Below are 22,717 nucleotides of genomic sequence, written 5' to 3'. Positions count from 1 at the left end.
AGCGGGAGGAGGCCCGAGGAACCGCCTACTCGGTGCCCTGGTCGACGGTACGCACGGGGCCGGCGAACCACTTCCGGGCCGAGGCGTACCACCAGACGGCGACCACCAGCAGCACCCCGCCCACGGCAAGCGGCGCGTAGTTCACCGCCGACCAGGTGAAGTCGTCGCTGCCGGGCACGCCGGCCGGCACGATCGGCAGCACGAAGTACACGGCGATGACCGCGATCTCGATGACCGCGATCCAACCGAGCAGCTTGTACTTCCGTCCCAGCGTCCACGGGCCGGGGGTGAACCGGTCGCCCATCCGTAGCCGCAGCGCGATCGGGATGAGGAACGACAGGTAGAGCCCGAGCACCGCGACGGAGACCACCGCGTAGAAGGCGATCGGGATGCCGGCCGAGCTCTCGTAGAGCGCCGGCAGGGTCAGCACCAGGCCGGCGATCGTCGCACCGATGATCGCGTTGACCGGGGTGCCGTTGCGGTCGACCTTCGACCAGAGCCGCCAGCCGGGCACCGCCCGGTCGCGGCTGAACGCGTACGCCATCCGGCTCATCGAGGTCACGCAACTCATCCCGCAGAAGAACTGCCCGATCGTGGAGATGATGATGACGATCTTGAAGAAGACCGGGGTCAACGCGGACTCGAAGATGGCACCGGAGAAGCCGCCCGCGGCGTTGACCGCCTCGACGTCGGTGGCCGCGAACAGGAACGCCAGCAGCAGGATCCAGCCGCCCACCGCCGAGTAGAAGATCGACTGCCAGAGCCCTCGGGCGGCGGCCTGCGAGGCGCCCCGGGTCTCCTCGGAGACGTGCGCGCAGGCGTCGAAGCCGGTGATCGTGTACTGGGTCAGCAGGAAACCCAGCGGCAGCACGTAGAACCAGAACGTCAGCCCGCCGGTGTCCCCGTCACCGAAGCCCGAGTTGTTGAACCGCTCGGTGAACACGAACTGGAAGCTCTGGTGATCGTCCGGAACGAACACCAGGATGGCCACCACGACGGCCGCGCCGGCCACGTGCCACCAGACCGAGACGTTCTGGAGTACGTCGATGATCCGGTGCCCGAAGATGTTGATGAGCCCGTGCAGCGCCAAAATGATCACGAAGAGGACGAACGCCTGCCGCAGTGTCCCGGCCCAGCCGTCGAAGAGCGCCGACAGGGTGAGGTTGAGGAAGGTCGCGCAGCCGTAGTCGACCGACGCGGTGACCGCGACCAGGCCGATGAGGTTCAACCAGCCGGTGAACCAGCCGTGCACCGGGCGGCCCATGGTCGCCGCCCACCAGTAGATCCCGCCCGCCGTCGGGTACGCCGACACCAACTCGGCCATGCAGAAGCCGATGATCAGGATGAACAGTGAGATCAGCGGCCAGCCCCAGGAGATGGCGACCGGCCCGCCGTTGTTCCACGCCTGACCGAAGGTGGTGAAGCAGCCGGCCAGGATCGAGATGATCGAGAACGAGATGGCGAAGTTGGAGAAGCCACTCCACTTGCGGCGCAACTCCTGTTTGTAGCCGAGTTCGGCGAGCCGTCGGGCGTCGTCGTCCATCGGTTGCTCGGCGGTCGGCATCGGGGTCGTTGCCACTGCACACCTCCCTGAGGTGGTTCCGCGTGCGAGTGGGCAAAGTGTCGACCCAGCCGATCAAGACGGTCAATACGTCCCGGGTGGGAATCTCACCGCCGACGGGCTAATTGCGTTGCCGTCCGGCCATCCCGACCCGCATCCTTAACCCCGTGACCAGGCCCGATCCACGGGCCACTCCCCGGGCACTCGGACCGCCCGGACCACGGCGCGGGGCACGCCTCTCTCTCACGCACGGCCATCCCGCCGTACCCAAAAGTGCCCCGCGCCCCCACGCTCCCCCACCCCCGCGCCCCGCGATCTTGCAGTTTCTGTCGCCGATCTCAACGGTTATGCCCCAAATATCGGGGCAGAAAGTGCAAGATCGCGGAACAAGGGCGGGCGGGGGCGGGGGCGTCGGGCAGGTGGTCAGGTGAGGAGGAGGCCGGTTACCCACAGGGCTGCTACCAGGAGGCCGGCCAGGAACTCCACGAGCATCGACAGGCCGGCGGCCTTCAGGGCCTGCACGGTGGACGGCCACGCCAGCTGGTTGCTGCCCAGCCGCAACCGCTCCGCCGCCCACACGCCGGCCACGAAGCCGAGCAGCAGCCCGACGACCGGCACCACGAAGAACCCGATGATGCCGAGCACCCCGCCGGCGAGCAGCGTGGACGTCGGCACACCCGTGCGCTTCAGGTTGCGGCCCGGCCACGCGTACTTGATCACGGTGCCGCCCGCCGCGACGACAGTGGCGGCGGCGAACACCGCCCACCCGCCCGTCCCGGCACCGCCGAAGATCGCCCAGACCAGTACGCCGCCCCAGCACAGCGGCAACGCCGGCAGACCGGGCACCACCACGCCGGCCAACCCGGCCAGGATCGCCAGCCCGGCCACCACGGTCACCGCCGTCTGCGAATCCGTCAGGTCCACGCTGCCACCTTCCCTCGCCGCCATCCGACCGAACCGGGCCGACCGGACCGCAGGTGCCCCCCGCGCACGCCGTCCGGCGGGCGGTCCGTGGTGGTGCGTCCGCGCCGACCGCCGGCCACCCCATTTCCGCTCACGCCGCCCCGCCCCGCAGCCGGGCGGTGATCCCGTCGGCCGGGGCGGGGGCGCCGAAGTATCGGCCCTGCCCGGTGTCGCAGCGCAACGCCCGCAGCCGTTCGGCCTGCACCCCGGTCTCCACCGCCTCGGCGGTGACCCACAGCTCCAGGGCGTGCGCCAACCGGACCAACGCGTCGACGATGCGTTCGTCGCGGTGGTCGGCGGCGACGTCGGTCCCGTCGGCGCGGATGCCCTCGACGAACGGGCCGGCGAGCTTCAGGCAGTGGATCGGCAGCCGCCGCAGGTACGCCAGGTTGGAGTAACCGGTGCCGAAGTCGTCCACGGCCAGCCGGACGCCGAGCGCGGCGAGCCGATAGAGACTGCGCAGCGGCTCACCGGCGCTGCCCATCACGGCGCTCTCGGTCAGCTCCAGTTGGAGCAGCTCGGCGGGCAGCCCACTGGTGTGCAGCACGTCGGCCACCGTGTCCACGATCGCCGGGTCGTCGGCCTGCCGCGCGGCCAGGTTGACGCTGACCACCAGCCGGGCGTCGGGGAACTCCCGCCGCCACCGCTCGGCGTCCTGGCAGGCCTGCCGCAGCACCCACTCGCCGAGCCGGACGATCAGGCCGGTCTCCTCGGCCAGGCCGATGAACCGGTCCGGCCCGATCAGGCCCAACTCCGGGTGCTCCCACCTGACCAGCGCCTCCACCGCGAGCATCGTGCCCTCCAGCAGCGACACGATCGGCTGGTAGTGCAGCACGAACTCACCCCGGTCCAGGGCGGCCGGCAGCCCGGCGACAAGTGCCGACCGGGCGATGTCCCGGGCGCTGCGCTCCGGGTCGTACACCGCCCAGCGGCCCCGGCCCGCTCCCTTGGCCCAGTAGAGCGTGGTGTCCGCCGCCTTCATCAGCTCCGACGCGGTGGTCTCCGCCGCCGGGCACTGCACGATGCCCACACTCGCCGAGACGGCCAACTGGTGGTCTCCGACGTGCACCGGGGCCGCGACGGCGGCCAACGCGGACTCCGCGACGGCCACCGCGTCGTCGATGTCGTCCCCTCCGTCGACGAGGATCACGAACTCGTCGCCACCCATCCGGGCGACCAGGTGGCCCCGGTCGGCCACGCACGCGGCAAGCCTGTGGCCGATCGTCACCAGCAGTTGGTCGCCGAGGTCGTGACCGAGACTGTCGTTGATCGCCTTGAAGCCGTCCAGGTCGAGGAAGCACACCCCGATCCGCCGCCCGGCACCCGCGGCGTCGAGGACCCGGCCCAGCGTCTCGAAGAACAGCGTCCGGTTGGGCAGTCCGGTCAGCGGGTCGTGCAGCGCCTGGAAGCGCAGCCGCTGCTGGAGTTCGTACCGCTCGGTGATGTCCTCGATCATCGCGACGGTGAACCGGGGTCGGCCGTCGCCGTGCCGGATCAACGAGACGGCCAGGTCCGTCCAGACCACGCTGCCGTCCTTGCGGTGGTAGCGCTTCTCCACCCGGGCGGCGTCGTGTTTACCCTCGATCAGCTCCTGGTAGAGCTCCCACATCCCGGCGGCGTCGTCGGCGTGGAACAGCGCCGCCACGTTGATCTCGCGCAACTCCTCGATCGAGTAGCCGAGCATGTCGGCGAACGCCTGGTTGACATCGATGATCTGGCCGTCCACGCCGGCGATGCCGATCCCGATCGCGGCGCCGGTGAAGACCGCCCGGAACCGGGCCTCGCTGTCGCGCAGCGCCTGCTCGACCTGGTCACGCGCCTGCCAGGCCGACTGGGCGATCCGCTCCTGCTGGCTGAAGGTGCGGTCGCGCAGCGCGCGGGCGAACCCGGCGGCCAGCCGGCCCTGTAGCGCCGCGATCCGCTCCGCCAGGTCCGCCGGCCGGTCGGCAGCGCCGAGTACGCGCGGCGCAAAGTCCGAACCGAGTGCGCGGAGCGTCCACTCCAGGGCTCGCGGCTCGGTGAGGTGCGCCTCGACCAGCGCCCGCCCGACCCCCTCGGCAGGGCCGGAGCTGAACGGCTCTGCCCACACCGCCTGTGCCAGCCGGATCGTGTGCGTCAGCAGCAGCCGCTCGGTCTCGGCCGCGCTGAACGGCACGAACCCGAGGCGACGGACCGCGCGGGCCCAGTCTGCGGCGAACCCCTGGACGTCGGCCCGGCCGGCGTCGACCCCGAGGGGGTCCGGGACGGCGGCCATGTCGATCAGCCGGCGGGCTGGTCGTACCGGGCGACGCCGCCGAAGGCGCCGAACCGCTCCGGGTGTTCGTCCACGTCGGACGGTGAGTCGGGACGCCAGAGTGGCATGTGCACCACGCCCGGGTCGAGGACCGTCCAGTCGCCGAAGAAGCCGGTGACCTGGGCACGGGAGCGCAGGGTGATCTCGGTGGCCGTCCGGGCGGAGAGCCGCTGGGCGTCCAGCATCTCCTGCGGCTGGTCCTCGAAGGTGGAGTGCGAGACGACCAGGTAGCTGCCCGGCGCGGCGGCGGCCCGCAGGGTGGCCAGGATCTCCTCCGGACGGTCGCCGTCCGGGATGAAGTGCACCACCCCGGCCAGCAGGATGCCGACCGGCCGGTTGAAGTCGATCAGCCCGAGCTGCCGGGTCTCGGCGAGGATCCGCTCCGGCTCGCGCAGGTCGGCGTGGATGACGCCGGTCAGCTCGTTGCCCGCGAGCAGTTCCCGGCTGTGCGCGACGGCCACCGGGTCGATGTCGACGTACACCACGCGAGCCTTCGGGTTCACCCCCTGGGCCACCTCGTGCACATTGCCCACGGTGGGAATTCCGGAGCCGATGTCGAGGAACTGGTCGATGCCGGCGTCGAGCAACACCCGGACGGCCCGACGCAGGAACTCCCGGCCGGAGCGCATGGTGGCGGCGAGATTCGGGGTCATGCTCGCGATCTGCTCGGCCAGCCGCCTGTCGATCTCGAAGTTGTGTGCCCCACCCAGGAAATAGTCGTACACCCGGGCCGCGCTCGGCCTGGTCAGATCGATCTCGGTCGGCAGTCCGTCCGGCATCAGCGTGCTCCCCAGTTCATCGCCGCGGCGCGGGACGGCACCGGCGTCGACGGGCGTGCGCGAGCACCGGCCGACCCGCGGGTCGTGTGGTGTGCACCACTCTAGGCGGCTGACTCCAGCAACAGCGAGATGCCTTGACCGACGCCGATGCACATGGTGGCCAACGCCCGCCGTCCGCCGCGTCGGCGCAGCTCCAGGGCGGCGGTCAGCGCCAGCCGCGCGCCGCTGGCACCGAGCGGGTGCCCCAGTGCGATGGCCCCGCCGTTCGGGTTGACGTGGTCGGCGTCCACGGGCAACCCCAGCTCGCGCAACACCGCCACGGACTGCGCGGCGAACGCCTCGTTCAGCTCCACCACGTCCACCGCGCCCAGCTCGACGCCCACCCGGCCGAGCAGCTTGCGGGTCGCCGGCACCGGACCGATCCCCATGACCCGGGGCGGGACGCCGGCCACCGCCGCACCGCCGATCCGGGCCAGCGGGGTGAGGCCGTACCGGGCGACCGCCGCCTCGCTGGCGACAAGCAGCGCCACCGCGCCGTCGTTGACGCCCGAGGAGTTGCCGGCGGTCACCGTGCCGCCGTCGCGGAACGGCGTGGGCAGCGCCGCCAGCTTCGCAAGCGTCGTCTCCCGGGGGTGCTCGTCGACCTCGACCAGCCGGGTCTCGCGTCGACCGGCCGGCACGGACACCGCCACGATCTCCTCGGCGAACCGGCCGTCGGCCTGCGCCCTGGCCGCACGCTGCTGCGAGCGGTACGCGAAGGCGTCCTGCTCGGCCCGGCTGACGCCGTACTCGGCGGCCACGTTCTCCGCGGTCTCCGGCATCGAGTCGACCCCCCACCCGTCGCGCATCAACGGGTTGACCAGCCGCCAGCCCAGGGTGGTGTCGTACACCTCGGCCGAGCGGGAGTACGCCGACGTCGCCTTCGGCATGACGAACGGCGCCCGGCTCATGCTCTCCACCCCGCCGGCGACCATCAGCTCCGCGTCCCCGGCCGCGATGGCTCGGGCGGCGGTGGCCAGGGCGTCCAGACCGGAGCCGCAGAGCCGGTTGACGGTGCTGCCCGGCACCTCCTCGGGCAGGCCGGCGAGCAGCGCCGCCATCCGGGCCACGTTGCGGTTGTCCTCGCCTGCCTGGTTGGCGCAGCCGAGCACCACGTCGTCCACCCGAGCCCAGTCCACCGACGGGTGGCGGGCGACCAACTCGCGGATCACGTGCGCGGCCAGGTCGTCGGGGCGGACGCCGGCCAGCGCGCCAGCGTACCGACCGATCGGGGTGCGGACACCGGCCACCAGGTATGCCACGGTCATCGCGAGTCCTTAGGGGTGCAGACGGCGGGGGTGGGGGCACGCCCACCGGGTCGCGGGGGCTGCCGGCCGCCAGGATATCCGCGCCGGCAGCGGATAGGTTGACGGCATGGCCCGGGCCCAGTTCAGCGCAGAGACCAGCGGCGGCGGCGCGTTCGTCCGCCAGCCGAACCGGTTCACCGGTCGGGTCACCGCCGACTCGACCTCCCCGCCCGGTGGCGGGCCGGACGAGCAGGACCGTTGGCCGCTGGAGGCCGGCCGGTACCGGCTGATCTGGTGCCGGGCGTGCCCCTGGGCACATCGGGCGAGGATCGTGCGCGGCCTGCTCGGGCTGGACGACGCGATCTCGCTGGGCACCGTCGACCCGATCCGGGACGAGCGGGGCTGGGCGTTCGCCCTCGACCCGGACGGCTTCGACCCGGTCCTCGGCGTCGGTTTCCTCTCCGAGGCGTACCTCGCCACCGACCCGGACTACACCGGCCGGGTGACCGTGCCGGCGCTCGTCGACACCCTGACCGGCCGGGTCGTCACCAACGACTACCCGCAGCTCACCCTCGACCTCTCCACCGAGTGGCGGTCGTTGCACGCGCCCGACGCGCCGGATCTGTACCCGGTCGCGCTGCGCCCCGAGATGGACGCGCTGATGGCCGAGATCCACGCCGACGTCAACAACGGCGTCTACCGGTGCGGGTTCGCCACCTCCCAGGAGGCGTACGACGAGGCGTTCCGGGCGCTCTTCGCCCGGTTGGACGCGCTCTCCGAGCGGCTGACCGGGCAGCGCTACCTGCTGGGCGACGCGATCACCGAGGCCGACGTGCGGCTGTTCACCACGCTTGTCCGCTTCGACGTCGCCTACCACGGCCACTTCAAGTGCAACCGCGACAAGCTGACCGAGATGCCGGTGCTGTGGGCGTACGCCCGGGACCTGTTCCAGACCCCGGGTTTCGGCGAGACCGTCGACTTCGACCACATCAAGCGGCACTACTACGGCACACACCGGGAGATCAACCCCAGCGGCATCGTGCCGCTGGGGCCGGACGAGTCGGGCTGGCGCACGCCACACGGGCGTGGCTGAGCCGGGTCGCTCCGGCACCACGACCGCGCCGAGGGCCGGCTCGGACGTCGCCCGCCGGGTCGCCGGCTCCGCCGCGGCGGGTTGCGCGCTGGCCGGCGCGGTGGCGGTGACGTTCGCCGTGGTCGCCGGTCCCGGTCCGGGGCTCACCGGGTACGTCAGTGAGGCGGGCATCGCCGGCAGTGGACACGCCGCGACGTACCGGATCGGGATCCTGGCCCTTGCCGGCGCGTTGCTGCTGCTCGGCGCGGCGCTGCCCCCGGGGGTGTGGGCGGCGGCCCCGGCGCTGCTGGCCACCGGGGCCGTGTTCGCCGCCCTGTCCGGGGCGGTGACCTGCTCCGCCGGCTGCCCGCTGCCGCCGTTCGAGCGCGCCACCACGGCGGATCTGGTGCACGGCGGTGCGAGCATCGCGGCGACCGCGTCGGTGGTCTTCGCCATGCTCACGCTCGCCGTGTCCGTGCCGGTCGGGCCGGTGGTGCGCCGGCTGGCCGGCGTGACCGCCGCGCTGGCCCTGCCGCTGTGCGCGACCGTCGGGCTGGCCATGCTCGTCGTCGGGCGGGGTGCGGTGGTGGGTGTACTGGAGCGGCTGGTCCTGGCGCTGGTGGTCGCCTGGGGCCTCGCCACCGCCACCGCCCTGGCCCTGGACCGCCGGCAGGCAAGCTCCCTGTAAGGGTCCTCACGTCGACCGCTCCTTGCGATACCGCACCAGCGGGGTATCGTCGGGTCGCGATGAGTAATGTCTGGGGGCTCACTGTCCGCCTGTATGTCGATCTCCGACTACAGGCCAGTGGCATCTGTCCGGGTTAGCCGCGTTCCCACGCCCGCCCTGATCAGACCGGACAATTGGATAGATTCCTCATGCCCTTCAGCCTGCGCAAAATTCCCTTCTCCGTGCAGATCCTGCTCGGCCTCGTGCTCGGCGTCGCGCTCGGCTTCGTTGCCCGTAGCAACGACCTGAGCTGGCTGGCCAGCACCCTGCACACCGTCGGCAGCCTCTTCGTCCAACTGCTCAAGCTCGCCGTACCGCCGCTTGTCTTCACCGCCATCGTGGTCAGCGTGGTCAGCCTGCGCGGCGTGGCCAACGCCGCCCGGCTCGCGCTGAAGACCCTGATGTGGTTCGGCATCACCGCACTGATCGCGGTGAGCATCGGCATCGGCCTCGGCCTGCTCACCAACCCGGGCAAGGGCGTGACCCTCGACCTGGGCGGAGCGGCACCGCCGAAGAAGACCGGCTCCTGGACCGACTTCCTCACCGGCATCGTGCCCACCAACCCGGTCGGCGCGTTCGTCGAGGGCAACGTCCTCCAGATCGTCTTCCTCGCCGTGGTCATCGGCGCCGCGGCCCTGCTGGTCGGCGAGGCCGCCGAACCGTTCGTCGCGCTGAACCGCTCCCTGCTGGAGATCGTCCAGAAGGCGCTCTGGTGGGTCATCCGACTCGCCCCGATCGGCACCCTCGGCCTGATCGGCAACGCCGTCGCCTCGTACGGCTGGGACCTGCTGGGCCCCCTCGCGAAGTTCACCACCGCCGTCTACGTCGGCTGCGCCATCGTGCTGTTCGTGGTCTATCCGCTGGTGCTGATCCTCGCCGGCCGCCTCAACCCGCTGCGCTTCTTCGCCGGCGCGTGGCCCGCGATCGAGCTGGCCTTCGTGTCCCGCTCCTCGGTCGGCACCATGCCGGTGACCCAGCGTTCCGTCGAGCGCCTCGGTGTCCCCCGCGAGTACGCCTCGTTCGCGGTGCCCTTCGGTGCCACCACGAAGATGGACGGTTGCGCCGCCATCTACCCGGCCCTCGCCGCGATCTTCGTGGCCCAGGTCTTCGGCGTGCACCTCGGCATCGGTGACTACCTGCTCATCGCGTTCGTCTCGGTGGTCGGCTCGGCGGCCACCGCCGGCCTGACCGGCGCGATCGTGATGCTCACCCTGACCCTCAGCACGCTGGGTCTGCCGCTGGCGGGTGCCGGCCTGCTGCTGGCCATCGACCCGATCCTGGACATGATCCGCACCGCCACCAACGTGGCCGGGCAGGCCCTGGTGCCGACAGTGGTCGCCGCCCGCGAGGGCACCCTGGACCGGGCCGCGTACGAGTCCGCCGGTCGACGCGACCTGATCGACCCGGAGCCGGTCGCGGAGACCCGCCCCGAGCTGACCCCCGTTCCCGCCTGACCACAGCACACCGACGGCGACCGGCCCCTCCCCGGGGGCCGGTCGCCGTCTTCGAGAGGATGACCCCCATGAGCTCCCTGTTCTCTCCCCTGGCCCTGCGCGCCGTCACAGTGCCCAACCGGATCGCCCTGGCACCCATGTGTCAGTACTCTGCCGGCCCGGATGGTCTGCCCACGGACTGGCATCTGGTCCACCTCGGCAGCCGCGCGGTCGGTGGCGCCGGGCTGGTGCTGACCGAGGCGACCGCCGTACTCCCCGAGGGGCGGATCAGCCCGCAGGACACCGGGTTGTGGTCCGGCGCGCACGTCGACGCGTGGCGGCCGGTGACCGCGTTCGTCGCCGCACACGGCGCGGTGCCGGCCGTGCAGCTCGCGCACGCCGGGTTCAAGGCCTCCACCTACCGCCCCTGGGCGCCGGAACGCGGCGGCGTGCCGGACACCGAGGGTGGCTGGACGCCCGTCGCCCCCGGTGCGGAGCCGTTCACCGCCGGCTACCGGACGCCCACCGCCCTCGACGAGGCCGGCATTGCCGGCGTGGTCGAGGCGTTCGCCGCCGGAGCGGACCGCGCGCTGGCCGCCGGCTTCGCCGCCGTGGAGATCCACGCCGCGCACGGCTACCTGCTCAACGAGTTCCTCTCCCCGCTGACCAACCACCGCACCGACGACTACGGCGGCGACCGGTCCGCCCGGATGCGACTCACCCTGGAGGTGGCCCGCGCGGTACGCGCCGCGGTCGGCGAGGACGTGCCGGTGCTCACCCGGATCTCCGCCACCGACTGGGTCGAGGGTGGCTGGACGATCGAGGACAGCGTCGTGCTCGCCAGCGAGCTGGCCGGAGTCGGTGTGGACCTGGTCGACGCCTCCTCCGGCGGGGTGAGCGTGGACCAGCGCATCACGCTCGGCCCCGGCTACCAGGTGCCGCTGGCCGCCCAGATCCGCCGCGAGGCCGGCGTGCCGACCGGCGCGGTGGGCCTGATCGTGGAGCCCGAGCACGCCGAGCAGATCGTGGCCGGCGGCGAGGCCGACCTGGTGCTGCTCGGCCGGGAGTTGCTGCGTGACCCGTACTGGCCGCGCCGGGCCGCCGCCAAGCTCGGCGTCGTCTACAGCGGGCCGGCGCAGTACGCCCGCGCCTGAGCCCCCGCCGCCTCGGACGGCTGCCGTTCCCAGCAGCCGTCCGAGGCGGCCGCCCGCGCCGCCGCCGTCCGAGGCGCCCGCCGTCCCACGCGGCCGCCCGCGCTGCCCCCGCCCGCGCCGCCGCCGTCCGAGGCGGCCGCCCGCGCCGCCGCCGTCCGGGGCGTCAGCCCGCCAGGTGTGACCAGTCGCCCTCCAGGTCCTCCCAGCTGCCCTGGGCGGCCACCGTGCCACCGAGCAGCACCACCACGTGGTCGGCGCGGACCAGCGCGGCACGCTTCGCGGTGGAGCCGACCACCGTCACCCCGTGTTCGCGCAACGCCTGCCACAACGCCAGCTCCGTGGTGACGTCGAGCGCCGACGACACGTCGTCGGCGACCAACAGTTCGGTACGCGGTGCCAGCGCCCGGGCCAGCGCCAACCGCTGCAACTGCCCGCCGGAGAGCCGGGTGCCCTTGTGCCCGATGAGCAGCCCCAGCCCACCGCCGGCGGCGGCCAGGTCGTGGTCGAGCTGGGCGGTGCTGACCGCGCCGGCCGCGTCCACCTGGTGGCCCAGCGCGATGTTGTCGGCCACCGTGCCGGACAGCACCCGGGGCAACTGGCCGACGTAGCCGACCTGGTTGGGGCGCAGGAACAGCTCCGGCTCGGTGACCGGGTCGCCGTTCCAGGTCAGCTCGCCGGTGTGGTGCACGATCCCGGCCAGCGCCCGCAGCAACGAGGACTTACCCGATCCCACCGGCCCGACGACGAGCACCAACTGCCCCCGCTGCACGGTCAGGTCCACGTCGCGGACGGCCACCGTACCGTCGGAGTGCACCACCCCGAAGCCACGCAGCTCCAGCCGGCGCAGCGGATGCCGCGGCGCGGGCGTCGGCGCCGGCGCCGTCCCGGCGGCCAGGTCGACCGCCGGCACCCCCGCGGAGTACGCGCTCACCCCGGTCATCGCCGTGGTGCGCCGGGTCCACACCCGCGCCGAGGGCAATTGCGAGATCAGCGACGCCGTCGTCCAGGCGAACCAGCGTGCCGCCCCCAGCGTGGAGACGGCCACCAGCACCGCACCCGCGGACAGCGAGCCGCCCAGGTAGAGCGCCCACGCGCCGATCGGCAACAGCCCGCTTGCCATCGACGGCGTGGAACGCGCCCACACCTGCACCGAAATCTCCCGCCGCTGCCGGTCGCTGCGAAGCACGTCCAGGCCCGCCAGGTGGCGCAGCACCGCCGTGGTCGCGCCGGCGAGCTTCACCGTCCGCGCCGCGGAGAGCGCCGAGACAAGCGCCGTGGCGAAGGCCGCCCGCGCCGTCACCGTCGCCTGGGCCGCACGTTCGAGCTTCGGCCCGAACAGCGTCGCGGCCAGCCCGGAGACGACCATCGTGCCGAGGAAGAACAGCCCGGGTACGACGCTGCCGGTGACCGCCGTCATGGCGACCACCAGGACAAGCGCGACGCACTGGTCCAGCACGTTGTCGGCGAGCTGGACCACCCGCTCGGTGTCGCCGCCCTGCGCCACCACCTCGGCCGGGGTGTGCGAGCTGACCCGGCGCGGCCCGGTCTGGCCGTGCACCAGGCGCAGGCCGATCCGCAGCATCTGCCGCACCCACCACTGCGGGAACCAGACGTGGGTGTAATACGGCAGCGGCAGGGTGACCAGCAGCCCGGCCACGATGCCGGCCGCCGGCAGGTACGGATTGCCGGTCCCGTCGACCAGGTCGGCCCAGAGCCAGGGCAGCACCGGGCCGTCCAGCCCCAGCAGGCTGAGCCCGAGGAACAACCCGATCGCGGCCAGCCCGTACCGGGGATCGTTGATGCAGAGTCGGACGATCTCCCGTAGCGTCCGGGCCGGCGGCACGGGCGGCAGCGGCGGCGGCTCGGTCCGCGTCAGCCCGACCGGCGTGCTCGGCGCTTCGCCCGGCCACGCGCCAGCCAGGTCGGAGTCGACGGCTGTCGTCGGCGGACCGCCCGGCCACGCGCCAGCCAGGTCGGAGTCGACGGCTGTCGTCGGCGGACCGCCCGGCCAGGCGCCGGCCAGGTCGGGGGCGTCCAGCAGGTCGGTGCCGCCGGTGCGGCCGTTCGGTGCCACCGCGGCGTAGGCGGCGGCGTGACTGGTCGCCAGCAGTTCGGCGAAGCGCGTCGACGTCTCCAGCGGGCCGGCCTCGACCACCGCGCCGTCGGCCAGCACCACCACCTCGTCACAGCGACGCACCGAGGAGAGGCGGTGTGCGATGACGATGCCGATCCGGTCGCGCAGCAGTCGTTCGGTGGCCCGCTGCACCCGCGCCTCGGTGACGGGATCCAGACGCGCGGTGGCCTCGTCGAGGATCACCACGTGCGGGTCCCGGACCAGGATCCGGGCGAACGCCACCAACTGCTCCTGGCCGGCGGAGAGCACGTGCCCGCCCTCGCCCAGCCGGGTCGCCAGCCCGTCCGGCAGTTCGGCGATCCAGGCGGCCAGGCCCAGCTCGTCGAGTGCCCGGGCCGCGGCGTCGAGCAGCTCCGGGTCGTAGAGCGCCACGTTCTCCGCGAGCGTGCCGGCCACGATCTCCGTACGCTGCGGCACCAGCGCCACCCAGCGGCGCAACTGCTCGACATCGAGGTCGCACAGGTCGGTGCCACCGAGGAAGACCGTGCCCGGCGGCACGTCGACCGCCCTGGTCAGCACCTTCGCCAGCGTCGACTTGCCCGAACCGGTCCGCCCGATCAACGCGTACGACCGGCCGCGCGCGAAGGTGAGGCTGAGCCCCCGGAGCGCGGCGGCCCGGTCGTTCTCCGAACCGCTCACCTCGTACCCGAAGGTCAGGTCCCGGATGCGCAGGTCACCCTCGGTCGGGCTGGCGCCGCCGACGGGCTCCTGCCGAGCCTTGTGCAGCAACTGCACCCGGGCCCACGCGCCGAGAGCCTCCTGGATCTCCGGCACCATCCGGCTGACGTGCTCGGCGGTGGCCCCGAAGGCCAGGGCCAGCAGCCAGATGGCGGTGAGCCGGGCGGCGTCGATCCGCGCGGTGGCCAACGCCCAGGCCCCGCCGAGCACCACCACGCCGATGCCACCCCGGATCGTCGCGGTGGCGGCCGCGGCCACCCGGGCGGACAACACCCAGACCAGGCCGCCCCGGGACAGCACGGTGGCGGCCCGCCGGGCGTACAGCCGCAACACGTACGGTCGGGCCAGGCTCGTCCGGACGTCGTCCTGGCCGTGCACCGCCTCCTCCATCACCGCGGCCAGGTCGGACCACGCCTCCTCCTCGGCCATCCGGGCCGGAGCGATCCGCGCCGTCGGCCCTCGCAGACCGGCCGCGAGCACCACCGTGAGCAGCAGCATCGCGACCCCGGCCGGCCACCACACGAACACCGCGACGACCATCGACAGCAGGCCGACGCAGAGACCCTGGGCGAGCCGGGTGCCCTGGTTACGGATCGCCGACGCCACCTGGTAGACATCCCCGTCGATCCGGTCCAGCAACTCACCCACCGGGGTGGTCTCCAGGGTGGGCAGGTCCTGCCCGAGAGCCACCCGGCAGAGCCGGCGGCGCACGTGGGCGGACCAGTCGGCGGTCACCCCGGCCATCAGCAGGCTCACCGCCAGGTCGCTGAGAACCGCGGCGACCAGCGCCGCGGCCAGCACGGCGAAGAAGCCGGCCGAGCGGTGCACCAACACGGCGCCGGCCAGCGCCGACGCGCCCGCCTGACCAGCGGCACCGAGAACGATCAGGACCGCCACGATCGTCATCCGACGGGTCGAGGTGCCCCACAGGTCACGGAGCAGGCGCATCGAAAGTCCTCCGAAGGTGGGGTGGCGGAGACTTCAGCCTGCCGGCGTCAACGCCCTGATTCAACCGAATTTCCGGCCCTGAGCAGGGCATCAGCCACCAAGAACTTCATGATCGACTCGCTTTCCGGTGAAGTCGCGGTGTCGCCGGCTCCCGGACACCGCGCCTTCATGAAAGCCGAGTCGATCATGCGGCGACGCGCGACGCGCGACCCGCAACGCCCGACCCGCGACCCGCGACGTGCGACGCGCGCCCGGCAGGCTCGGCTCGGCGGTCAGAAGAGGACTGTGGCCAGGGTGCCGATCGGCTGGAAGCCGCAGCGCTCGTAGACCCGGCGGGCCGGCAGGTTGAAGTCGTTGACGTACAGGCTGACCGTGGGGGCGACCCGCAACAGCGCGTCGCGGACCACGGCGGCCATGGCGCCCGTGGCGATCCCCCGGCCCCGCCACTCCGGTGCCACCCAGACGCCCTGGACCTGCGCCGTCCGCTTGGTGACGACTGCCAACTCGGCCTTGAACACGACCTTGCCGTCGACGAATCGGGCGTACGCCCGGCCGGCCCGGACCAGGTCGTTGACCCGCCGTCGGTAGCTGCGCCCGGCGTCCTCGGCCAGCGGGGAGACGCCGACCTCCTCGGTGTACATGGCCACCGCGGCCGGGAAGAGCAGATCGACCTCGCCGGAGCGGACCTGGCGCACCTCCGGGTCGGCCGGTACGGGTGGCAGGGTGTCGGTGGCCAGCAGCGGCTGGTTGGGGCGGACGTCTCGCGCTGGCCCCCAGGTGTCGGAGAGCCGGTCCCACAGCCCGAGCACGGCATCGGCCCGGCCGACGATGGAGGAGCAGAGCCGCTCCTCGCCGGCGAGCAGGTCGGCGAAGGCGGCCACCGCGGCGTCGGTCGCCAGCACCGGCGTGAGGTTGCCGCCGAGCCAGCACAGCGATTCCAGGTTGCGCCGCGCACCGTACCCCAGGATCCGGCCCTCGGCCCTCCACCAGGACAGGCCGCGCGCGGCGATCCGCTCAGCGACCTGCGCGCCCGCGAACGGGTCATGGTCGAGTAGTCGCTCGACCGCGCGGCGCTCCGATTCCCCCAGTTGGCGTACCGGCACCGTCAGCACGACTACCAGCCTGCCAGATCGACCCCCGCCCCCGCCGGCCGAGTGACAAGGCCGGCGAGCAGGACCGCCGCACCCGGGGCAAACGAAGACTTGTCGCCGACGCATTGCCGATATATCGTTGATGCATCAGCGACAGTACGAGATGAAGGAGAACCCGATGAGGTTCCATCGAGAGCACCACCCGCTGCACGAGGCCCGGATGCGGGGGTTCGGTTTCCCGCCGGTCCCGCCCGGCCCGCACGGGCACGGACACGGCGGCCCCTGGGGCGGCCGGGGCCGTGGCCGGGGCCGCGGACGACGCCCCAACGTCCGGGCCGCCGTGTTGGCCCTGCTCACCGAGCGTCCGATGCACGGCTACGAGATGATCCAGGAGATCGACTCCCGCACCGGTGGTGCGTGGCGGCCGAGCCCGGGGTCGATCTACCCCACCCTTCAGCTTCTGGAGGACGAGGGTGTGATCGTCGCCAGCACCGAGGAGTCCGGCGGCGGGCGGAAGCGGTTCACGGTCACCGAGGCCGGTCAGGCCGAGGCCACCGAGGCCGCGCAGGCCCCGGCGTGGGCGGACGTCGCCCAGGGCACCGTGACCAGTTGGCACGACATCCGCGACTCCGGCGCGCAGGCAATGAACGCCCTGCGTCAGGTGATGATGAACGGCACCGACGACCAGCGTGAGCGGGCCGCCCAGGTGCTCGACGAGACGCGCCGCAAGCTGTACGCGATCCTCGCCGAATCCGAGTGACGCCAGGCCGCGCCACAGCGCCACAGCGCGAAAAGATCAGGAACGCACAGCGGCCGTTCCCCACCCGGGGAACGGCCGCTGTTGCAGATGGAAGATCAGTGCACGGTGACCGTCGGGCCGGTGATCAGCCCGCGCAGCTCCTCGGGAAGCTCGGCGCCCATCTCGTCGGCGATCCGCAGCGCCTCCTCGATCAGCGTCTCCACGATCTGCGCCTCGGGCACCGTCTTGACGACCTTGCCCTTGACGAAGATCTGGCCCTTGCCGTTGCCGGAGGCGACGCCGAGGTCGGCCTCACGGGCCTCGCCCGGACCGTTGACGACGCAGCCCATCACGGCGACCCGCAGCGGCACCGGCAGCCCTTCCAGACCGGCGGTGACCTCCTCGGCGAGCTTGTAGACGTCCACCTGGGCGCGTCCGCAGGACGGGCAGGAGACGATCTCCAGGCCGCGCTCGCGCAGGCCCAGCGACTCCAGGATCTGGTTGCCGACCTTGATCTCCTCGACCGGCGGGGCGGACAGTGACACCCGGATGGTGTCGCCGATCCCCTCGGCGAGCAGGGCACCGAAGGCGACGGCCGACTTGATGGTGCCCTGGAACGCCGGGCCGGCCTCGGTGACGCCGAGGTGCAGCGGGTAGTCGCACTGCTCGGCGAGCTGCCGGTACGCGCGGATCATCACGACCGGGTCGTTGTGCTTGACCGAGATCTTGATGTCGCGGAAGCCGTGCTCCTCGAACAGCGAGCACTCCCACAGCGCCGACTCGACGAGCGCTTCGGCGGTGGCCTTGCCGTACTTGCTGAGCAGCCGCTTGTCGAGCGAGCCGGCGTTGACGCCGATCCGGATCGGCACCCCCGCGTCCCCGGCGGCACGGGCGATCTCCTTGACCTTGTCGTCGAACTGGCGGATGTTGCCCGGGTTGACCCGGACCGCGGCGCAGCCGGCGTCGATCGCCGCGAAGACGTACTTGGGCTGGAAGTGGATGTCGGCGATCACCGGGATCTGCGACTTCTTGGCGATCGCGGGCAACGCCTCGACGTCGTCCTGCGACGGCACCGCGACCCGGACGATCTGGCAGCCGGACGCGGTCAGCTCGGCGATCTGCTGGAGCGTGGCGTTGATGTCGGAGGTGAGGGTCGTGGTCATCGACTGCACGGACACCGGCGCACCACCGCCGACCGGCACCGAACCGACCATGATCTGGCGGCTGGCCCGACGCGGGGCGAGCGGCGGGGGCGGCACGGCGGGCATACCGAGACTGATAGCTGTCACTTCAGGCACTCACCTTGAGAAGAGCGTGATGGGGTTGACGACGTCCGCGGCGATGGTCAGCAGCGTGAACGCGCCACCGATCAGGATCACCGCGTACGTGAAGGGCATCAGTTTGAGGTAGTCCACCCGGCCGGGGTCGGTCCGGCCGATCCGCGCGTAGACCCAGGAGCGGGCCCGTTCGAACCAGGCGATGGCGATGTGGCCGCCGTCCACCGGGAGCAGCGGCAGCAGGTTGAACACGCCGATGAAGAAGTTCAGTGACACGAAGAGCATGAAGAAGACCAGCCAGGCGTTGTTCTCCACCGCTTCGCCGCCGAGCCGGCTGGCGCCGACCACGCTGATCGGGGTGTCGACGTCGCGTTCGCCGCCGGTGAGGGCGGTCCACAGGGCGGGGACCTTCTGCGGGAGGCGTTGCAGCGCCTGCACGGTGCCGACGGCCAGGTCACCGGTGAAGTCGGCGGTCGCGCCGAAGGCGCCGCCCGGCCCGTACGTCACCCGGGTGGGGGTGCTGGGGACGAGCCCGACGCCGAGGGCGGCCACCGGCGCGGCGGCGCCGTCCGGGTCGTCCAGCGGCGGACGCTGGGTCTGCGCGAGCACCGTGCTGGTGCTGCCCGGCTGCCCGTCGCGGACGTACTGGATCTGCGCGGTCTCGCCCGGCTTGAGCGCGCGCAGGGTGGTGAGCAGGTCGCCGTAGCTGGCGATCGGGGTGCCGTTGACCGAGGTGATCCGGTCACCGTCGCGCAGTTGCGCCTGGGCGGCCGGGCTGGCCGCGTCGGCGGGGGTGCACGCCCGCAGCGAGTTTTCCGGCACCACGCACTCACTGAGCCGGATGACGGCGGGCTCCTGGCGGGCCTGCGCGTCGGTGGTCGGGAAGTCCGGGTTGGGCAGGCCGGCGGAGACGGCGAGGATCCAGATCGTGATCAGGGCGAGCGCGAAGTGGGTGATCGACCCGGCGGCCATCACGATCGTCCGCTTCCAGACCGGGTAGCGCCACATCACCCGCGACTCGTCGCCCGGCTCGATGTCGTCGTCCTGCGGCGTCATTCCGACGATCTTGCAGAAGCCGCCGAGCGGGATGCCCTTGAGGCCGTACTCGGTCTCCCCCCGCCGGAACGACCAGATGGTGGGGCCGAAGCCGACGAAGAACTTGGTGACCTTCATCCCGAACATCTTGGCGGTCAACATGTGACCCGCCTCGTGCAGACTCACCGAGATGAGGATGGCCAGGGCGAAGAGGACCACCCCGAGCAGGTACGACATCAAGCTCCTTCCACCGAACCCGCGATGATCTCCTGCGCGTGCGCGCGTGCCCACGACTCGGCCGCGAGCACGTCCTCGACGGTACCTGGTTCGTCGAAGTCCGGGGCCTCCTCCAACACGCGTTCGAGGGTGTCGACGATGCCGAGGAACGGCAGCCGGCCCGCAACGAACGCCGCCACGCACTCCTCGTTCGCCGCGTTGTAGATCGCCGGGCGGCTGCGCCCGGCCTGCCCGGCGGCCTTCGCGAGGGCGACGGCCGGGAACGCCTCGTCGTCGAGCGGAGCGAACTCCCAGGTGTGCGCCGCCGTCCAGTCGACCGCGGTGGCGGCCTCCGGCACCCGGTCCGGCCAGCCCATGCCCAGCGCGATGGGCAGCCGCATGTCCGGTGGGCTGGCCTGGGCGATCGTCGACCCGTCCACGAACTCGACCATCGAGTGGATCACCGACTGCGGGTGCACCATCACGGTGATGTCGGCATACGGCACGTCGAACAGCTCGTGCGCCTCGATCACCTCAAGCGCCTTGTTGACCATGGTCGCCGAGTTGATCGTGACGACCGGCCCCATGTTCCACGTCGGGTGGGCGAGCGCCTGCTCCGGTGTGACCTGCGTCAACTCGTCGCGCCGCCGCCCCCGGAACGGGCCTCCGCTGGCGGTCACGATCAGCCGGCGCACCTCACCGCGCGTCCCGCTGCGCAGGCACTGGGCCAGCGCCGAGTGCTCCGAGTCGACAGGCACGATCTGCCCCGGCCGCGTCACCGCGGCCCTGACCAGCGGGCCGCCGGCAACGAGGGACTCCTTGTTGGCCAACGCGAGGGTACGACCACCGCGCAGCGCGGCCAGCGTAGGAGCGAGGCCCAGCGAGCCGACCACCCCGTTGAGCACGATGTCGCACGGCCACTGGGCCAGCTCGGTCATGGCGTCCGGCCCGGCCACGATCTTGGGAAGCTTGAAGTCGCCGGTGGCCCAGCCGCGCCGGCTCGCCTCCGCGTAGAACGCGAGTTGCAGGTCCTGCGCGGCCGATGCCTTCGCCACCCCGACCGCCTCGACGCCCAGTTCCAGGGCCTGCGCGGCGAGCAGCTCGACGTTGCCGCCACCGGCACCCACCGCGACCACCCGGAACCGGTCCGGGTTGCGCCGGACGATGTCGATGGCCTGCGTACCGATCGAACCGGTGGACCCGAGCAGGACGAGGTCGCGGGGGGAAGTCACCCGGCCATTCTCCCCCACCGTCACTGAACGCCCGCTGGGAGCCTCAACCCTCCCCGCCAGCACCTCGCGCCGCGTGGCGGCCCGGCGGCCCGGCGGCCCGGCGGCCCGGCGGCCCGGCGGCCCGGCGGCGATGATCGACTCGGCTTTCAGGAAGTCGGGCTATCCCAGGCACTCGGACACCCCGGTTTTCTGAAAGCCGTGTCGATCAAGCGAGGTCGTCAGCCGAGTCGCCGGTCGCTGCGGCCGGCAATGCCTCCTCGTCGAGCAGTTCGGCCGGGTCGATGGCGAACTCGAACGGCTCCACCACGGCGAAGGTGCTTCCGGCCGCAGCGGCGGCCAACGGGCGGTATTCACCGTCGACCAGCTCGAACAGGGCGATGGTCGGCACCCGGTTGCGCAGGTCCACCCGGAGGAAGAACGGCACTCCGACGGCCGCGTACTCCCGGGGCCGGTCGATCACGTCCTTGCGTCGGTTACCCGGGGAAACGATCTCCCCAAGCAGCACCGCCTCGGCGACGGGGACAGTCGTGCGGCCACCGCCCGAGTTACGCAGCACAGCGATGTCCGGGATGAAAAGATCATCCCCGGAGATCACGTTGATCGCCGGGTAGACCCAGAATCCGGCCTTCCGGGCAGCACGGTGCAGCACGTACGGCAACTCCCGCTCGACCGACTGATGGTCGATTCCCGCGTGTGCTGTCACGATCACGCTTCCGCTCAGGACCTCAACCTTGGGGCCGTTGGTCTCCGGCAACAGGTCGAGGGCGAGCTGCGCGGTCTACGGCTCGTCGTGCCACCGCAGCACGTCGAACGACGGCTCGGTGTGCTGCGGCTCCGGCGCGAACGCCGCCTGGGCCATCCGGGCTCACCCCCTCAGCGGACCATTCCTGCTCAGCTCAGCCTAGACCCGCAGCCCCGCGAACCCTGGTCGCACAGCGTGTCCGTCGTTGGGCGGAAGGCTGATGGGTTTCGTCCCTCAACTGCCCCTCAGCCGAGAGCCAAGCCTGGACCTCACGGCGAATTGCCGGATCTGTCACACGATCGATGATCCGCAGCAGTGCGGAGGAATCTCTTTCCGCTCCGCTCAAGGCCCTAGCTGCGTGGTCGGGCTCGTTACCACCAGGCCCGCAGGAAGCTCCGAGGGGGCGAAAAGTTCTTCATCGGCGGTGAGATGCCACTCTCGCCCGGCTGTAGCCGCCACTGCCTCATCTCGCCACGCCGAAGGGCTCTTCAACGCCCGATCGGCCAAGCCAGCAGGCGTCAGCACGACCGACAGATCCGGCCCCGGGCTAGATCGAGACGAGAGAGCACCCCGCCGTGAATCTAAGCAGCCAACACGCACCGTCGGGCGACGGCTTGATCTTGCCGACCTTCGTGAATCAGCCCATCAAGTATTGCTGGATCCCGAATCTGACAAGATCTGGAAAGCTGTCAACGCGAATGTCTTTTGCGAAACCAACGCCTAAAAATCCGCCCAAAGACCTTCCGATTTCGTCACCCGCGACATCAGACAGCTCGTCATCTCGAGCCGCATAGACCAAGGCTTCGAGAGCTCGAGGATCCTTCCAATTCGCTAGATCAACGATAGCCTCGCAGCGCATATCCAAGTCCTCTGATTCATCGAGAAGCAGTCCGGCGAGACGCTCGGACCGCCAATCCCACACCAGAGTATTGGTATCGGCCAGACCTTTCAGGAAAGCCTCAGGAGGGTGGTATCCGTGTTCTTCAACGTAATGCAAAATCATCATCGGCGCCGAATACACATCACCAGCCTGAGTGTAGTAATGGTACTCTCCGTTCCCCTCGAATACGGGACCTTCGCGACAGAACTCGCATTCATGGGTGCCCAAGGTGAGGCTCGACAAGCGCCATGAAGCGCTTATCAGGAGTTCTGACTCGTATCTGGTCACTTTAGATGCGCCAACGCCCTGAACCCCATACTTGCAGCCCAGCCATCCGACAGAACGCATAGGAAGTGGAAATGTCCGGTACTCGTAAGGCGAGAGATCAAGGTATTCCATACCACCACTTTCAGCAACAGCCTTGGAGTGGCGGGCGTACGCCGCCACTCCAAAACCTCCGACTCGTCGAGATCGAAT

Annotated in this window: 17 protein-coding genes; 5 read left to right on the top strand and 12 right to left on the bottom strand. The window is 71.4% G+C overall.

Annotated elements, in window-relative coordinates:
* Positions 1-25: 25 nt before the first annotated feature.
* From ACGFIW_RS02335 to pcaF, 5 genes are all read right to left on the bottom strand, one after another.
* Positions 26-1,579 (bottom strand): amino acid permease, encoded by a 1,554-nt coding sequence (locus ACGFIW_RS02335; protein ID WP_393310539.1) that lies wholly within the window; start codon positions 1,577-1,579, stop codon positions 26-28.
* Positions 1,580-1,984: 405 nt separating this feature from the next.
* Positions 1,985-2,485 carry a DUF456 domain-containing protein gene (locus ACGFIW_RS02330; protein WP_393310538.1) on the bottom strand — a complete coding sequence of 167 codons (501 nt, stop codon included), beginning with the start codon at positions 2,483-2,485 and terminating at the stop codon, positions 1,985-1,987.
* 130 nt (positions 2,486-2,615) lie between these two features.
* On the bottom strand, positions 2,616-4,778 hold the full coding sequence (locus tag ACGFIW_RS02325) for a putative bifunctional diguanylate cyclase/phosphodiesterase (RefSeq protein ID WP_393310537.1): 2,163 nt from the start codon (positions 4,776-4,778) through the stop codon (positions 2,616-2,618).
* A 5-nt stretch (positions 4,779-4,783) separates the two neighbouring features.
* Positions 4,784-5,596 carry an SAM-dependent methyltransferase gene (locus tag ACGFIW_RS02320; RefSeq protein WP_393310536.1) on the bottom strand — a complete coding sequence of 271 codons (813 nt, stop codon included), beginning with the start codon at positions 5,594-5,596 and terminating at the stop codon, positions 4,784-4,786.
* Between the two features lie 101 nt (positions 5,597-5,697).
* On the bottom strand, positions 5,698-6,903 hold the full coding sequence (pcaF, locus tag ACGFIW_RS02315; protein WP_393310535.1) for a 3-oxoadipyl-CoA thiolase: 1,206 nt from the start codon (positions 6,901-6,903) through the stop codon (positions 5,698-5,700).
* Between the two features lie 106 nt (positions 6,904-7,009).
* Between pcaF and ACGFIW_RS02310 the strand changes: the two genes are divergently transcribed.
* From ACGFIW_RS02310 to ACGFIW_RS02295, 4 genes are all read left to right on the top strand, one after another.
* Complete coding sequence (locus ACGFIW_RS02310) at positions 7,010-7,975, top strand: glutathione S-transferase family protein (protein WP_393310534.1); 966 nt, start codon at positions 7,010-7,012, stop codon at positions 7,973-7,975.
* Positions 7,968-8,642: a DUF998 domain-containing protein gene (locus ACGFIW_RS02305; RefSeq protein WP_393310533.1), complete on the top strand. Its 675-nt coding sequence runs from the start codon at positions 7,968-7,970 to the stop codon at positions 8,640-8,642. Before ACGFIW_RS02310 ends, ACGFIW_RS02305 begins: the two co-directional genes overlap by 8 nt.
* Before the next feature lie 200 nt (positions 8,643-8,842).
* Positions 8,843-10,135, top strand: coding sequence for a dicarboxylate/amino acid:cation symporter (locus tag ACGFIW_RS02300; protein WP_393311210.1), 1,293 nt, complete (start codon positions 8,843-8,845; stop codon positions 10,133-10,135).
* 68 nt (positions 10,136-10,203) lie between these two features.
* Positions 10,204-11,268 (top strand): NADH:flavin oxidoreductase/NADH oxidase, encoded by a 1,065-nt coding sequence (locus ACGFIW_RS02295; RefSeq protein WP_393310532.1) that lies wholly within the window; start codon positions 10,204-10,206, stop codon positions 11,266-11,268.
* Positions 11,269-11,431: 163 nt separating this feature from the next.
* Here ACGFIW_RS02295 and ACGFIW_RS02290 read toward each other — a convergent pair whose 3' ends face one another.
* Positions 11,432-15,028 (bottom strand): ATP-binding cassette domain-containing protein, encoded by a 3,597-nt coding sequence (locus tag ACGFIW_RS02290; RefSeq protein WP_393310531.1) that lies wholly within the window; start codon positions 15,026-15,028, stop codon positions 11,432-11,434.
* Between the two features lie 272 nt (positions 15,029-15,300).
* Positions 15,301-16,140, bottom strand: a complete 840-nt coding sequence (locus ACGFIW_RS02285) for a GNAT family N-acetyltransferase (protein ID WP_393310530.1) — start codon at positions 16,138-16,140, stop codon at positions 15,301-15,303.
* A gap of 157 nt (positions 16,141-16,297) precedes the next feature.
* Here ACGFIW_RS02285 and ACGFIW_RS02280 point away from each other — a divergent pair, with 157 nt between their 5' ends.
* Positions 16,298-16,879, top strand: coding sequence for a PadR family transcriptional regulator (locus ACGFIW_RS02280; protein ID WP_357073232.1), 582 nt, complete (start codon positions 16,298-16,300; stop codon positions 16,877-16,879).
* A gap of 95 nt (positions 16,880-16,974) precedes the next feature.
* Here ACGFIW_RS02280 and ispG read toward each other — a convergent pair whose 3' ends face one another.
* From ispG to ACGFIW_RS02255, 5 genes are all read right to left on the bottom strand, one after another.
* Positions 16,975-18,147, bottom strand: a complete 1,173-nt coding sequence (gene ispG, locus ACGFIW_RS02275) for a flavodoxin-dependent (E)-4-hydroxy-3-methylbut-2-enyl-diphosphate synthase (RefSeq protein WP_393310529.1) — start codon at positions 18,145-18,147, stop codon at positions 16,975-16,977.
* A 9-nt stretch (positions 18,148-18,156) separates the two neighbouring features.
* Entirely contained in the window at positions 18,157-19,407 is a 1,251-nt protein-coding gene (locus ACGFIW_RS02270) for a M50 family metallopeptidase (protein ID WP_393310528.1), read from the bottom strand.
* A complete protein-coding gene (dxr, locus tag ACGFIW_RS02265; RefSeq protein WP_393310527.1) occupies positions 19,407-20,618 on the bottom strand; it encodes a 1-deoxy-D-xylulose-5-phosphate reductoisomerase in 1,212 nt (403 codons plus the stop codon). Before dxr ends, ACGFIW_RS02270 begins: the two co-directional genes overlap by 1 nt.
* A gap of 205 nt (positions 20,619-20,823) precedes the next feature.
* Positions 20,824-21,372, bottom strand: coding sequence for a Uma2 family endonuclease (locus tag ACGFIW_RS02260; RefSeq protein ID WP_393310526.1), 549 nt, complete (start codon positions 21,370-21,372; stop codon positions 20,824-20,826).
* Between the two features lie 625 nt (positions 21,373-21,997).
* Entirely contained in the window at positions 21,998-22,687 is a 690-nt protein-coding gene (locus tag ACGFIW_RS02255; protein WP_393310525.1) for a hypothetical protein, read from the bottom strand.
* Between the last annotated feature and the right edge of the window lie 30 nt (positions 22,688-22,717).

The sequence above is a fragment of the Micromonospora sp. NPDC048935 genome, from assembly GCF_043197875.1.
In the GTDB taxonomy this organism is placed as follows: Bacteria; Actinomycetota; Actinomycetes; order Mycobacteriales; family Micromonosporaceae; genus Micromonospora.
The sequence above is the reverse complement of the archived record's forward strand: the minus strand, read 5'-3'. Positions and strand labels throughout refer to the sequence as shown.